Annotated in this window: 13 protein-coding genes and 1 pseudogene; 12 read left to right on the top strand and 2 right to left on the bottom strand. The window is 37.4% G+C overall.

All coding sequences use genetic code 11. The annotated features are described in order from the left end of the window. The first annotated feature begins 240 nt into the window (after window positions 1-240). The 8 genes from LDL57_RS02565 (at window position 241) to nqrM (ending at window position 7,426) form a co-directional block, all read left to right on the top strand. Window positions 241-1,584, top strand: a complete 1,344-nt coding sequence (locus LDL57_RS02565) for a Na(+)-translocating NADH-quinone reductase subunit A (protein WP_225506969.1) — start codon at window positions 241-243, stop codon at window positions 1,582-1,584. Between the two features lie 4 nt (window positions 1,585-1,588). Beyond that, the gene (locus LDL57_RS02560; protein WP_225506967.1) at window positions 1,589-2,827 is read left to right on the top strand and encodes an NADH:ubiquinone reductase (Na(+)-transporting) subunit B; all 1,239 of its coding nucleotides are present in this window, start codon (window positions 1,589-1,591) and stop codon (window positions 2,825-2,827) included. Continuing rightward, complete coding sequence (locus tag LDL57_RS02555) at window positions 2,820-3,617, top strand: Na(+)-translocating NADH-quinone reductase subunit C (protein WP_180560502.1); 798 nt, start codon at window positions 2,820-2,822, stop codon at window positions 3,615-3,617. Before LDL57_RS02560 ends, LDL57_RS02555 begins: the two co-directional genes overlap by 8 nt. After that, window positions 3,610-4,239 carry an NADH:ubiquinone reductase (Na(+)-transporting) subunit D gene (locus tag LDL57_RS02550; RefSeq protein ID WP_180560501.1) on the top strand — a complete coding sequence of 210 codons (630 nt, stop codon included), beginning with the start codon at window positions 3,610-3,612 and terminating at the stop codon, window positions 4,237-4,239. Before LDL57_RS02555 ends, LDL57_RS02550 begins: the two co-directional genes overlap by 8 nt. An 8-nt stretch (window positions 4,240-4,247) precedes the next feature. Continuing rightward, window positions 4,248-4,844: an NADH:ubiquinone reductase (Na(+)-transporting) subunit E gene (gene nqrE, locus LDL57_RS02545; RefSeq protein ID WP_180560500.1), complete on the top strand. Its 597-nt coding sequence runs from the start codon at window positions 4,248-4,250 to the stop codon at window positions 4,842-4,844. Between the two features lie 15 nt (window positions 4,845-4,859). Then, window positions 4,860-6,086, top strand: coding sequence for an NADH:ubiquinone reductase (Na(+)-transporting) subunit F (gene nqrF, locus LDL57_RS02540; protein ID WP_180560499.1), 1,227 nt, complete (start codon window positions 4,860-4,862; stop codon window positions 6,084-6,086). 68 nt (window positions 6,087-6,154) lie between these two features. Then, on the top strand, window positions 6,155-7,186 hold the full coding sequence (locus LDL57_RS02535) for an FAD:protein FMN transferase (RefSeq protein ID WP_180560498.1): 1,032 nt from the start codon (window positions 6,155-6,157) through the stop codon (window positions 7,184-7,186). Between the two features lie 12 nt (window positions 7,187-7,198). Beyond that, the gene (nqrM, locus tag LDL57_RS02530) at window positions 7,199-7,426 is read left to right on the top strand and encodes a (Na+)-NQR maturation NqrM (RefSeq protein WP_180560497.1); all 228 of its coding nucleotides are present in this window, start codon (window positions 7,199-7,201) and stop codon (window positions 7,424-7,426) included. A gap of 48 nt (window positions 7,427-7,474) precedes the next feature. Here nqrM and LDL57_RS02525 read toward each other — a convergent pair whose 3' ends face one another. Beyond that, a complete protein-coding gene (locus LDL57_RS02525) occupies window positions 7,475-8,344 on the bottom strand; it encodes a glycerophosphodiester phosphodiesterase family protein (RefSeq protein ID WP_225506965.1) in 870 nt (289 codons plus the stop codon). Between the two features lie 702 nt (window positions 8,345-9,046). Here LDL57_RS02525 and LDL57_RS02520 point away from each other — a divergent pair. Together LDL57_RS02520 and dinB are read left to right on the top strand one after the other, a co-directional pair. Then, window positions 9,047-10,120, top strand: a complete 1,074-nt coding sequence (locus LDL57_RS02520) for a C45 family autoproteolytic acyltransferase/hydrolase (RefSeq protein WP_225506963.1) — start codon at window positions 9,047-9,049, stop codon at window positions 10,118-10,120. 171 nt (window positions 10,121-10,291) lie between these two features. Then, window positions 10,292-11,347 carry a DNA polymerase IV gene (dinB, locus tag LDL57_RS02515; RefSeq protein WP_225507448.1) on the top strand — a complete coding sequence of 352 codons (1,056 nt, stop codon included), beginning with the start codon at window positions 10,292-10,294 and terminating at the stop codon, window positions 11,345-11,347. Between the two features lie 31 nt (window positions 11,348-11,378). Here dinB and LDL57_RS02510 read toward each other — a convergent pair whose 3' ends face one another. After that, window positions 11,379-12,839 (bottom strand): aminoacyl-histidine dipeptidase, encoded by a 1,461-nt coding sequence (locus tag LDL57_RS02510; protein WP_180560494.1) that lies wholly within the window; start codon window positions 12,837-12,839, stop codon window positions 11,379-11,381. 238 nt (window positions 12,840-13,077) lie between these two features. Here LDL57_RS02510 and gpt point away from each other — a divergent pair, with 238 nt between their 5' ends. Both gpt and frsA read left to right on the top strand, forming a co-directional pair. After that, complete coding sequence (gpt, locus tag LDL57_RS02505; RefSeq protein ID WP_180560493.1) at window positions 13,078-13,539, top strand: xanthine phosphoribosyltransferase; 462 nt, start codon at window positions 13,078-13,080, stop codon at window positions 13,537-13,539. Window positions 13,540-13,648: 109 nt separating this feature from the next. Continuing rightward, a pseudogene (gene frsA / locus LDL57_RS02500) lies at window positions 13,649-14,906 on the top strand (esterase FrsA). Window positions 14,907-14,969 lie beyond the last annotated feature (63 nt).

Genomic DNA, 14,969 nt, shown 5'->3' with positions numbered 1-14,969 from the left:
TTAAAATAATAAAAAATTTATTCTTATTTGCTTGAACTAAATCACTTGTTGTATCAGACAGCAAGCCAGGGAACTGATAAAATCGTCTTCGTTAAAATAATAGGTAAATTGTAATTAATTGGTGGGGATTCATTAGCTGGCTTGTTTCAATTATTCAACAGCCTTTTAATTATTGGTTGCTATCTGATTTCATTTGAAATCGTTAGCTTAGGGTTTAACTGATAAACTTGTGCAATTCTTATGATTAAAATTAAAAAAGGACTCAACCTCCCGATTGCAGGAGTGCCCGCTCAAGTGATAGCGGATAGCCCTGTCATTCATCATGTTGCAGTATTGGGTGAAGAGTATATAGGGATGCGTCCTTCAATGTTGGTGAAGGAAGGTGAGCAAGTTAAAAAGGGGCAAATTCTTTTCGAAGATAAGAAAAATTCAGGCGTATTTTTTACCAGCCCGGCTTGTGGCACTATCATAAAAATCAATCGAGGTGAACGCCGAGTACTTCAATCTATTGTTATTGAAATTCATGGCGATGAGCAAATTGTATTTAATCGTTATGATAATAATCAACTTGATACATTAACGTATCAACAAGTAGAAGCTAATTTACTTCAGTCAGGTTTGTGGACAGCAATGCGAACGCGTCCTTTTAGCCATACTCCAGTACCAGGTAGCAGCCCAAAAGCAATTTTTGTTACGGCGATGGATACGCGTCCACTGGCGGCGGATCCGTTGTTGATTATTGCCGAAGAGCAAATGGCATTCAATGATGGTTTGAAAGTATTGACTAAATTAACTGAAGGAAAAATTTATGTTTGCCATGGAGACGGTAACTTAGTCAAGTTTACTGGTAATGAACAAATTATTTATAAGCAGTTTATTGGCCCACATCCTGCGGGGTTAGTCGGCACCCATATCCATTTTCTAGAGCCGGTTAGTGCCGAGAAAACTGTCTGGCATTTAAATTATCAAGACGTGATTGCGATTGGTAAACTTTTTACGACCGGCCATCTTTATTCGGATCGCGTAATCTCACTGGCAGGACCTCAAGTTAAAAAGCCACGTTTAGTTCGGACTTGTTTAGGCGCTGATCTGTACGAATTAACGGAAGGTGAACTAAAAATAGGAGAAAATAGAATTATCTCAGGGTCAATTTTATGGGGTAATAAATGTGATGATACACGAGGTTATTTGGGCAGATTCCATAATCAAGTTTCGGTATTACGTGAAGGACGTGAAAAAGAGTTATTTGGCTGGATTGCGCCTGGAATAGATAAGTTTACTATTACCCGCACCACACTTGGCCACTTTCTGAAAAATAAACAGTTTAATTTCACTACCACGACTAATGGTAGTGAACGTTCTATAGTTCCAATTGGTAATTATGAACGCATTATGCCGCTTGATATTATGATCACCCATTTGTTACGCGATCTGCTTGTTGGTGATTTAGCCAGCTCTCAGCAACTTGGTTGTCTTGAACTGGATGAGGAAGATTTGGAGCTGTGCACCTATGTTTGCCCAGCCAAATATGAGTATGGTCCTGTACTACGTAAGGTATTGGCCAGAATTGAGCAAGAAGGTTAACTACATGGGCTTAAAGAATTTATTTGAAAAGTATGAACGTCATTTTGAACCCGGTGGAAAACTAGAAAAATACTATGTGCTCTATGAAGCAGTGGCGACTATTTTTTATACTCCGGGAACAATCACACACGGGCGATCGCATGTTCGTGATAGTATTGATCTAAAGCGAATGATGATTCTAGTCTGGTTGTCCGTTTTTCCAGCCATGTTTTGGGGAATGTATAATGTCGGCGCACAAGCGATTCCAGCTCTTTATCAATTAAATAGTGAAGCTGAATTGCAGAAGATCCTGGTGTCCGATTGGCATTATAGCATCGCTCAGTTTTTGGGCGCTTCATTAACACCAGAGGCTGGCTGGGCAAGTAAAATGTTGCTTGGTGCGGTATATTTTTTACCTATCTATATAGTAGTTTTTTTAGTTGGTGGTTTTTGGGAAGTATTATTTTCATTGATTCGTGGTCATGAAATCAATGAAGGCTTCTTTGTCTCTTCTATTTTGTTTGCCCTTATTGTACCGCCTACTATACCGCTTTGGCAGGCAGCATTAGGTATTACGTTTGGTATTGTTGTGGCGAAAGAAATTTTTGGTGGTACTGGACGTAATTTTATAAATCCAGCATTAGCTGGGCGTGCATTTCTATTTTTTGCTTATCCAGCTCAAATTTCAGGTGATTTAGTTTGGACTGCAACAGATGGTTTCTCTGGTGCTACGCCGTTGTCACAATGGGCGAGGGGTGGAGATCATGCACTAATAAATAATTTGACCCATCAGCCTGTGACTTGGATGGATGCTTTTTTGGGCAATATTCCAGGCTCGATTGGTGAAGTTTCAACTTTAATGATCTTAATCGGTGGGGCGTTGATTTTATTTTGCCGAATAGCTTCGTGGCGTATCGTTGCCGGTGTGATGATAGGTATGATGGCAATGTCTTATCTATTTAATGCGATTGGATCATCGACTAATCCATTATTTGCGATGCCTTGGTACTGGCATTTAGTGCTAGGCGGTTTTGCTTTTGGCATGATGTTTATGGCGACAGATCCTGTTTCGGCCTCTTTTACTAATGAAGGTAAATGGGCATATGGCATGCTGATTGGTGTGATGTGTGTTCTCATCAGAGTCATTAATCCTGCTTATCCGGAAGGAATGATGTTGGCGATTTTGTTTGCCAACTTATTTGCGCCTCTGTTTGATTATCTGGTAGTTCAGGCAAATATTAAACGGAGAAAAGCCCGTGGCTAACGATAAAATAAAAAATCCCAAAGATAGCGTCGGCAGAACATTTCTTGTGGTATTTATTCTGTGTTTAGTTTGTTCAATAGTTGTATCTGGTGCAGCGGTCGGTTTGAAATCTAGACAGCAAGCACAAAAATTATTAGATAAGCAACGTAATATTCTTGATATAGCTGGTTTACTCAAGCCAAAAATGTCAGCTAAAGAGATACAATCTCTTTATAATGCTCGTATTAGCGCTAAAATTTTGGACTTCAAAACAGCTGAAATATCAAATAGTAATGGCAACTTCGATCTTAATAGTCAACTGCGTAATGATGACACACGAATTGTATTATCACCAGAACAAGATGTAGCTAAGATTCGTTATAGAGCCAACCTGGCAGAAATTTATTTAGTCAATGATGATCATGGGAAAACCATGGCACTTGTTTTACCGGTTTATGGTTCTGGTTTATGGTCAGTAATGTATGCTTTTATCGCTGTTGATATAGATGGAATCACATCACGTGGTATAACTTATTATTCTCATGGTGAAACGCCAGGTTTAGGTGGAGAAGTGGATAATCCACAATGGCGCGCCCAATGGATTGGTAAAAAACTCTACAATCAACAAGGGGAACCTGCGATAAAAATTGTGCGTGGTGGCGCAATAGATGATCCCTCTAGTATCGATGGCCTATCAGGAGCAACACTAACATCAAACGGTATTCAGAAAATGTTTGATTTCTGGTTGGGTAATAATGGTTTTGGTCCGTTTCTGGATAAAGTACGCAAAGGAGAGTTAAATCATGGCTGATAGTAAAGAGATTAAACGCGTGCTGATTGGACCTTTATTGGATAATAATCCTATTGCATTGCAAGTTTTAGGCGTTTGTTCGGCTTTAGCGGTAACGACAAAATTAGAAACTGCTCTTGTAATGGCTATTGCTGTGACCTTAGTGACTGGTTTTTCTAGCTTTTTTATCTCATTGATTCGTCATTATATTCCTAGTAGTGTGCGAATTATTGCTCAAATGACAATTATTGCTTCTTTGGTTATTGTTGTTGATCAAATCCTGCGCGCTTACGCTTATGAAGTCTCTAAGCAACTTTCCGTATTTGTCGGTTTAATTATTACTAATTGTATCGTTATGGGACGAGCGGAAGCTTATGCAATGAAATCGCCACCAATTGAAAGTTTCATGGATGGTATAGGTAATGGTTTGGGATATGGCGCTATTTTAATTTTAGTTGGTTTCCTAAGAGAACTATTTGGTTCAGGTAAACTATTCGGTATTACTATTCTGCAATCGGTTCAGAATGGTGGTTGGTATCAGCCAAATGGCTTGTTCCTGCTTGCACCAAGTGCGTTTTTCATCATTGGTATGTTGATTTGGGGACTGCGCACATTAAAACCTTCACAGGTTGAAAAGGAGTAACAGACGCAATGGAACATTATATCAGCTTGTTTGTTCGAGCTGTGTTTATTGAAAACATGGCTCTTGCCTTTTTTCTGGGTATGTGTACATTTTTGGCTGTTTCTAAAAATGTCAAAACTGCTTTTGGGTTAGGTATTGCAGTTACTGTTGTTCTGGGTATTTCCGTACCCGCAAATAATTTAGTTTATAATTTCATTTTACGTGATGGTGCCCTGATCGAGGGAGTTGATTTAAGTTTTTTAAATTTCATAACTTTTATTGGTGTCATTGCCGCATTAGTACAAATTCTTGAAATGATTTTGAATCGTTATTTTCCCGCCCTTTATAACGCATTAGGTATTTTTCTACCATTGATCACCGTTAATTGTGCGATTTTTGGTGGTGTCTCGTTTATGGCCCAGCGTGAATATAATTTTAGTGAATCTATTGTTTATGGATTTGGTTCAGGATTGGGATGGATGCTAGCCATTGTTTTATTGGCATCTATTCGTGAAAAAATGAAATATGCTGATATCCCATCGGGTTTAAAAGGTTTAGGGATCACCTTTGTCACTACTGGTTTGATGGCATTGGGTTTTATGTCTTTTTCCGGTGTACAGTTATAAGGGTGAAAATAATTCATGGATATTATTATTCTTGGTGTCGTAATGTTTACCCTAATTGTGTTGATTCTAACGGCAATGATTTTATTTGCCAAATCTAGATTAGTAAACACAGGGGATGTAAAAATTGAAGTTAATGGTGACCCTAAAAAGAGTTTTGCTGCTCCAGCAGGCGATAAGCTATTAAATATGTTGTCCAATCAGGGTATTTTTGTTTCATCTGCCTGTGGCGGCGGAGGTTCTTGTGGCCAATGTCGGGTGACAATCAAGCAGGGTGGCGGTGATATCCTGCCTACTGAACTGGCCCATATTAATAAACGCGAAGCCAGAGCAGGATGTCGTTTGGCTTGTCAGGTTAATGTAAAACAGGATCTGAAAATTGAATTACCTGAAGAGATTTTTGGGGTAAAAAAATGGGAATGTGAAGTTATTTCGAATGAGAATAAAGCCACTTTCATTAAAGAACTAAAATTAAAAATTCCCGCAGGAGAAGTTGTCCCTTTTCGGGCAGGTGGCTATATTCAGATCGAATGTCCGCCACATAAAGTTTCTTATGCTGATTTTGATGTGCCTGATGAGTATCGTGAAGATTGGGATAAATTTAATCTATTTCGTTATGTCTCTGAAGCAAAAGAGCAGACAGTAAGAGCTTATTCAATGGCAAATTATCCAGAAGAACATGGAATTATCATGTTAAACGTCAGGATAGCAACACCACCGCCAAAAGCCGCAGATTTACCTCCAGGGATCATGTCCTCTTACATTTGGTCATTAAAACCAGGTGATAAAGTTACTATTTCTGGGCCATTTGGTGAATTTTTTGCTAAAGATACCAATGCGGAAATGATTTTTATTGGTGGCGGGGCGGGTATGGCACCAATGCGCTCACATATTTTTGATCAATTAAAGCGCTTAAATTCTAAACGGAAAATCAGTTTTTGGTATGGGGCCCGTTCAAAACGTGAAATGTTTTATGTTGAAGATTTTGATCAATTGGCGGTTGAAAATAAAAATTTTACCTGGCATGTTGCGCTATCAGATGCAATGCCAGAAGATAATTGGCAAGGGTATACAGGCTTTATTCATAACGTTTTATATGAAAACTATTTGAAAGATCACCCAGCGCCAGAGGATTGTGAGTTTTATATGTGTGGTCCTCCTGTGATGAATGCCGCAGTTATTAAGATGCTTAAAGATTTAGGCGTTGAAGATGAAAATATTTTATTAGATGATTTCGGTGGTTAATTCTTTCCTGTCTTTTAACTCATGTATAATCATTGAGTTAATATGGACTTAATACTCTAAAAAATTTTATGCTGAAAAATAAATTATTCAATTGGACCATTACCTTATCTACTATTTTTATGCTTTGTGGGTGCTTTGAGACAGAGCAAAAGAGTATTCAAGGACAAACGATGGGAACTTACTATGTTGTTAAGTATGTTAATCAATCGTCTCATCCTTTTTGGGAAACATTGCGTGACGATATTGATAGCCGTTTAGAAGAAGTTAACAATCAGATGTCAACTTATCGCCCTAACTCTGAATTAAGCCAATTTAATCAATTTCAACACGTAAATACACCATTTCCTGTCTCACTAGCCATGATGACAGTGGTTAAAGAAGCAATTCATATTAATAGATTAACCCATGGCGCACTCGATATTACTATTGGGCCATTAGTTAATTTATGGGGATTTGGCCCAGAAGGCAGAATAACTAAATCACCGCCGGAAGAGACACTGGAGTTGCGTCGACAATGGATTGGTATTGATAAACTGGCAATTGATGGTAATAGTCTGATAAAAAAAATACCTCAACTCTATATAGATCTTTCAGCTATTGCTAAAGGGTACGGCGTTGATGTTATAGCAGAATATTTAGAGTCACAAAATATTCATAATTATATGGTCGATATTGGTGGCGAAGTCCGGACAAAAGGCCATAATGGCAAAGGTGTAGCGTGGCGTATTGCGATTGAAAAACCTTCGGACAAAGGGCTAGAACAGTCGGTACAAGAAATTATTGAGCCTGGCAATATGTCAGTTGCTACCTCTGGAGACTATCGTAATTATTTTGAACAAGATGGTGTCTATTATTCACATACTATTGATCCGAAGACCGGTAGACCGATTATTCATAATTTAATTTCTATTACTGTTATCGCCCCAACTTGCATGATGGCAGATGGTTTATCTACTGGCCTAAATGTGCTAGGGGCAGAAAAAGGAATGGAACTAGCTGAACGTTTGAATTTACCAGTTTTTATGGTCGTTACAACGAATAAAGGTTTTGAAGAGCGTTATAGTTCGGCATTTAAACCTTATTTGGTAAAAAGGATGTAACGGAGTCACATTATGTTAACAGTATTTATTGCTACTTTAGCTTTTTTCATACTTGCTTTTATTGCTATGTCTCTTGGATATATTTTTAAACGCAAGGAAATTCAAGGAAGTTGTGGTGGGTTAAGTAGTATAGGCATTGAAAAAGTTTGTGATTGCCCGCAGCCATGTGATCTTCGTAAGAAGCGTATGGCCAGGGAAAATTGTCAAAAGCAACAACAGATGAACAACCGTATTATTTAATAAAAAATCTCGTTATTAATAGTAATAACGAGGTTATTAATATTATGATTATTTTATATTTTTAAAATATTTAGGCGAATCGACCATAACTTCGTCTGCGCCTAGTTCTTTAGCTAGTTGATAGTCAGCTTCATCTTTTATGCCAAATAAAACGATATGTGCTCCGCCGCTAGCACGAAAACATTTCATTGCTTCATGATCCCAAACTAAATCGGATGATGAACGCGCTTCTCCAAGAGTATATTTTTCGACAACTTCTACTTTACGCCGTAGTTCCAGTCCATACCAGCGCTGAGTATTAATTCTTTTATCAATCAAACAATGATGATTCATAGTAATATTTGCCAGAATATCACGGGTTTCATCACGACTTTCAAAACGTTGGATATGATCAGATAAAGCATTTAAGAAAGCTTCGTTGGTAGAATAAAAGCGAGTACGCCGAAAAGCTTTTTCTTCTTTTAATACTTTTTCAATCGCTTGTGCTTGTTCGTAAGGATCGGCATCGGGAGATTTCAGATCGATATAGAAATCGGTCGCCCGAAACTGTTGCAGTACTTGTTTTAATGTAGGAATGACAATACCTTTATTGCAATAAAGATGGTTATGACGGGAACCAAAACGGTATCCAGCATCCGCTTTCATAAGTTGCTGTGCACGGTAAGAGGAAACCGGGCCGCTTTTATTGGTTAATGTATTTAAATCAGATGGGCGATATAATATGGGCACTTTATCACTGGAAAGTTGCACGGTGATCCATATTTTATCTGCGCCATTTTTCAATGCCTGATCGATAGCATAAATGGTATTTTCTGGCGCATCGGCAGTTCCTCCACGATGGGCAACAATTTTCGGTAAATTTGCTAAGGCAGTCACTGAACAGAGCAAAAGTAGTACGGCGGTGATACTTTTATGCATTATCTTCTCCATAAGTTGTGTGTATGAAAAATATTATCAATTAATTTTATTATTAAAAGCTACCGATTAAATATAAATTAATATAGCAGATTTTTATTATTTTTTATCGTAAATATAAAAATATAACTTAGCTTTATGTTGTTTATAAAATTATTTATTTTTTTAATTATAATATCGAAATTTATTTTCTGGCTAAATAATTTTTTCTATTGTCAGTTAGAATAGTATATATTATTTTAAATTATTTTATCTTTTTAATGATAAGTTGGTGTAATAGAGTTTATTATCTATTAGATAAAATTAGTTATAATATCATCATAAAATAAATTTATTTTATCGTCATATTATATGAGAATACCTTAATTTTTTATATGTTATATTGATGGGAATTTTTTATCCTTCTTGTTTGTAAAAATAATTAAAAATTATAATTAGAAATTATTCTTTAATAAAGTTTGAATAATAAATTACAAAATTTTTTTCTTTCTATATTCTGTCATTTTTAATTTAAATTTATTTTATTTTATTAATAATGAAAATAGCTATCGCTTAATATAAAATAGGATATTATAATTATAATATTTCAAATCGACTTATTGGTTTATAGATAATAGTAAAATAGTATTATTAAATTTTTTAAATTAAGGAATAATATTAACTACTATTATTTAAATTATTTTTTAATTAAAAAGGCTATTAATCATGAAAGTTTATACGTTTAATAACGTGGTAAAGGATCCTTTTTGTCGAGGAAAACAGATTGGTGAATATTGGGCGCCGCAAATAAAACAGACGGTAATGCTTTATTTGGATTTTTTTTCTCGTATTGGTATAACTGGCGATCAGGTGAAAAGAATTGGAGAAAATAGTTTGGCTGCCCTGGAATATTGGTGTCCGGATTTGGTAAGTGAAATTGAAGCAACAGCTATGGGAGCTAATCTTCCGATTTGGTATCTAGCAAGTTTAAATGCACGCACTGAAATTTTATCAACAAAGTCAACATCCTATGCTAGTGAATGCTCTACCGCAATTTATACAGCTCCTGATATTAATATGCCGCAAACCATGCAAACTTGGGATTGGCATGATGTTTTAGCGCCTAATGGGTTGATGATTCAATTACAGAATAGAAAAGGGATGCAATTTAAGCTTTTTACTGAATTTGGTATGTTAGCTAAAATTGGTGTTAACAGTGCTGGATTAGGTTTACATTTTAATATCTTACATCATACAAGTGACAATGATTCTGGTGGTGTGCCTGTACATGCAGTAGCTCGCCGAATATTAGAAGAAGCAACAACCGTAGAAGAGGCTATCGCTTTAGCATGTTCTGCGCAAGTAAGTGCGTCGTCAGTATTAAGTGTATTTTGCCATCAGGCAGCACGATGCCGAGCCGTAAGTATTGAGTTAAGTCCATTTCGGTCAGCGATTGTTTACCCACAACAAAATAATTGGTTACTTCATACTAATCATTTTCTAGCGTCTGAATTGGTTTCGGGGGAAGGTACTACTGATGATACGACTTATAAACGTTATCAACATCTAAAAAGCGTATCTAGTGATATGAAAAATAAAAGCACTATGGCGCGCGCGGCTACAATGTGTGGTCCCGAAGGGGAGCAATCACCAATTTGTTTTCTGCCTAACAGTTCGCAACCGGATACAGAGCGTTGGCAAACTTTATTAACAATAAGTATTAATACTAAAAATGGTATATTAAAATATGCAGCTGGCAATCCTTATCAATTATCTCAAACCGGTTATCTTTCTTTCTAACAAGAAAAATTATTAAATCTAAAAAAAGTAATACGCTATTTTAATCAAGTATTTTATGGCCAAAATCCTATTATTGGATTGAGCTGTTATTGTGATTGAGTTTTTTATTTACGCTTAATAAAATTCTTACTATACTGTTTATTTAAACAGCATTGTCAGGAGCAGGAAGTGGTGCGCAAAATTATCCATATTGATATGGATTGCTTTTATGCAGCCATAGAAATGCGTGACAATCCTTCTTTGCGCACTATTCCGCTAGCGATTGGAGGTAGAGCCGATCGTCGTGGGGTAGTTAGTACAGCCAATTATTTAGCTCGACGTTATGGCGTGCATAGTGCGATGTCTACAGCTTTAGCACTTAAACATTGCCCACAATTGAAAATCATTCCTGGCCGCATGTCCTTATATAAAAAAATATCATGGCAGATACGGCAAATTCTGCTCGATTTTACCCACTTAGTTGAGCCTATTTCTTTAGATGAAGCTTATCTTGATGTGACCAATAGTCCCCATTATCACGGTTCCGCAACATTAATAGCTAATGCAATTAGACAGCGAATTTTTAATGAATTATCGCTTACCGCATCAGCCGGTATCGCACCAGTCAAATTTCTCGCTAAAATTGCTTCTGATATGAATAAACCCAATGGCCAATATGTTATTACGCCTGAGCAAGTGGCCAATTTTATTTATCCATTACCATTAAGAAAAATTCCTGGGGTGGGTAAAGTTACTGCACAACGGTTACAAAAAATGGGGTTGGAAACCTGCGGCGATATACAACAATTTGATTTAATTAGATTAGTGAAAGAATTAGGTAAGTTTGGTCAAGTTTTATGGGATCTTAGCCATGGCGTAGATCAGCGTAGGATTAATAGTGAGCGTTTACGCAAATCAATTGGGGTAGAGCGGACGGTTGCTAAAGATATTTATCAATGGGATGACTGTATGAAAATTATTGAACGACTCTACCCAGAGCTTGAGAGCCGATTAGCAAAAATTAAACCGGAGCTTAGCATTGCCAGTCAAGGGGTTAAGATGAAATTTGCTGATTTTCAATTAACGACTCAAGAGCATAGTTATCCAATTTTAAGTAAAGCTGATCTTATTCAAATAGCGCAACAGATTTGGCAACAAAGGCGAGCGGATCGTGGAGTTAGATTAGTTGGACTGCATGTCACTTTACAAAATCCACAATTAGAAAAGCAGTTAATACTGAATTGGTGAAAAGCAGGCTAAGTTTAGCCTGCAATGAGTGCTAACTTTTCTCAGGTATTGATTTGAGTACGGATGTTAACAACTGCCAATATTTAGCGACACTTTTAATATTGGCGCGTTCGTCGGGTGAATGGGCACCATATATCGTTGGCCCAATGGAGACCATATCCATTTGCGGGTAAGGTTTTTTAAATAGCCCACATTCTAAACCAGCATGGATCACCATGATCTTTGGAGCTTTACCAAATAGTTGCTGATAGGTGTTGCTAACAAGTGCCATGACGGGCGATTGCGGATCGGGTTTCCAGCCAGGATAGCTGCCTTTATGTTTAAATTCTGCCCCGGCAAGCATCGATAATGATGTCAGCATATTAACGACATAATCTTTGCCCGTTTCGATTAATGAGCGAATTAAAAAAGTAATTTCGGCCTTTTTTTCATCCATATCAACAACGCCAGTATTGAGTGAGGTTTCAACAACATCTTTTATTTCGTCGCTCATCCGAATAACCCCATTAGGCGCAGCATTGAGAAAGTGTAATAAACGAGATTGGCAATCCACGGATAGTGCTAATAATTCTGTTGTTGTCTCAGCAAGGGTAATAATTAAGTTTTTTTCAATTGCGGCAAATTCTGATTTTAGTAGTGCTAGATAGTGATTTTTGCTGGTTTCTAAATTAGCCGCTACTGATATTGGCACTGCAACAATCGCTTCACTCTCACGTGGGATCGCATTACGTAAACTACCACCTTGAATATGAATGAGCTTTAATTGTAATTCACTCGCATGGGCTGCGAGAAAACGTGCCAATAGTTTATTGGCATTCGCTAATCCTAAATGAATATCACCACCCGAATGACCACCAGTTAACCCTTTTAGTGTTATTTTGTATACTTTATGATTAGCAGGAATAGCTTCTCTTGCCAATGTAAAGGTGGTAGTAAAATCAACGCCGCCGGCGCAACCCATGTAGATCTCGCCTTCTTGTTCCGAATCGGTATTGATCAGAATATCCGCTTGTAACCAATTTGGCTGTATGCCAAACGCCCCAACCATACCGGTTTCTTCTGTCATGGTGAGTAAAACTTCTAGCGGGCCATGTTTGACATTCTCATCATCCAGTACGGCTAAAGCGGAAGCCATACCGATACCATTATCTGCACCTAATGTGGTACCTTGCGCTTTTACCCACTCATTATCTACGTAGGGACGGATAGGATCCTGCGTAAAATCGTGCTGAATATCACTGTTTTTTTGTGGCACCATATCCAAATGGGCTTGAAGAACAACCGGCAGGAGATTTTCCAAGCCGACAGTTGCCGGTTTGCGAATAAGAATATTACCGACCTTATCGCGTTCAACACTAAGTTTTTTTCTCTCTGCCCATTGCATAATATAAGAAGCAAGTGCTTCCTCATGTCCAGATGGATGAGGAATTGCACAAATTTGTGCAAATATATCCCAAAGCGGCTGTGGTGTAAGTTGTGAAAGCTCAGACACGTTTTATCTCCTATTACTACCGTATTATTAAGATTGCTAATTAATTCTACCGTCTTGGTAAATATTATTTATTTTATTAATCAGAATATCACCTTCTGACATCTATGCCTTTAGTTAATTGTGATAATATTAATTAATTTCTGGTTTTTGTTATGACAAATCACTATAATCTCGCGCAATATTTTTTCCACTAATGTGCTTTGCTAAAATAGTCTCTAGTCGTTAGGATCAGAATTTTATGAGTGAAAAATACATCGTAACATGGGATATGTTGCAAATGCATGCCCGTACTTTGGCACAACGCTTATTACCTGCCAAGCAATGGAAAGGCATTATTGCTGTTAGCCGCGGTGGGCTTGTTCCAAGTGCTATTCTTGCTCGTGAATTAGGTTTACGCCATATCGATACTGTCTGTATTTCAAGCTACGACCATAATAACCAAAGAGAACTCAAAGTTATCAAGCGAGTGGAAGGTGATGGTGAAGGTTATATTGTTGTCGACGATTTGGTCGATACCGGCGGGACAGCACAAGCTATCAGGGATATGTTTCCTAAAGGCTATTTTGTGACTATTTTTGCAAAACCCGCGGGGCGTCCATTAGTTGATAATTATGTTATTGATATACCGCAAAATACCTGGATAGAACAGCCTTGGGATATGGAAAAAGAGGTTTTTATTAAGCCGCTTTGTGAACAATAATAATTGTTTTATTTATTTCGCTTTAATCACTAAATAAAGTATATGATATAGGGGATGCTATTCGCATCCCTTTTTTATTGCTGAAGTTTTTTAACAGAATAAGGTCGATATGAGTGAAAAAAATCTGTCAGAAAAGCTGTTTAAGCCTAAATCAAAATTGAAACAAACTGAGACCTCTGTTCTGGTGACTTATAGTGTACCTAAAACCCACTTATTGAAGCATAGCTCAACATTCGAAGGCACCAGTTATGTTAGCTGGTATCGTATGATTAACCGGCTAATATGGATTTGGCGTGGCAACGATGGGTTGGAGATTGAAGCGGTACTAAGTCGAATTGCGGCAAATAATCGTGTTCGTAGCTGTGAAAATTTACTCGATACCGTAATTGGTTATCAGCCAGGAAATTGGACTTATGAATGGTCACAACAGGCAATGGTTTGGCAGAAAAAAGCGCTTCAATTACCAACCAAAATAGCAGCTAGCCAGGCTTGGTTACGAGCAGCTAATTTATATAGTATTGCCGCTTATCCGCATCTTAAAGGTGATCATCTTGCCGAACAAGCGGTATTATTAGCCAATAAAGCTTATGAAAATGCTGCGCAATTGACCGATTTTAGACTAAAAAAAATTTCTTTCAAAATAGAGGGTGGTAAAAAAGAGGTGATTGGTTTTTTACATTTACCTAATACCAGCCAAGGCCCGTGTCCTACAATTTTAGTTTGCGGCACATTAGATAGTTTGCAACTAGATTATTATCGCCTTTTCAGCCAATATTTAGCGCCGCAGGGGTTTGCTATGTTAACCTTAGATATGCCATCAATTAGCTATTCTATTAAATATATCCTTTCTCAGGATACTAGCGCGCTGCATCAACAGGTACTTAATCAATTGGCGAATATTCCATGGATCGATCATACTCGAATAGGGGTAATTGGTTTGCGTTTTGGCGCCAATATTGCGCTTCGTTTAGCTTATTTAGAGCCCAAGCGCTTAAAAGGTGTTGCAGTTTCAGGGCCAATTGTTCATAGCTTATTTAATGAGCAAAAATATCAGGATCAAATACCGGTAATGAATATTGATATCTTTGCCAGTCGACTAGGCTTTTATCAGGTAGATGAAGCAGTTTTACGTTCAGAGCTTAGTTGTTACTCATTAAAAAAAGGGATTGTTGGGGCGTCGTTGTCCTGTACCATTTATGGTAGTTAATTGGCAAAATGATGTTTTCAGCCCTAAGGAAGACGCATTGCTTATCGTGCGCTCCTCCATTGAAGGTAAGCTATTGACCTTACCCACCAAGCCGTTATATCAAAATTTTCATCAGTCACTTTCAGCCGTAGTGAGTTGGCTGAAAAGCAAAATTGAATAATTGTTGTGATTACTTGATTATTTTTCCTTATTTGCTAAAAAGGTAGCTTAACAACAAGGAGAT

Origin of the sequence: Arsenophonus apicola, from assembly GCF_020268605.1 — a bacterium.
In the GTDB taxonomy this organism is placed as follows: domain Bacteria; phylum Pseudomonadota; class Gammaproteobacteria; order Enterobacterales; family Enterobacteriaceae; genus Arsenophonus; species Arsenophonus apicola.
This window is presented reverse-complemented; position numbering and strand designations above follow the sequence as displayed.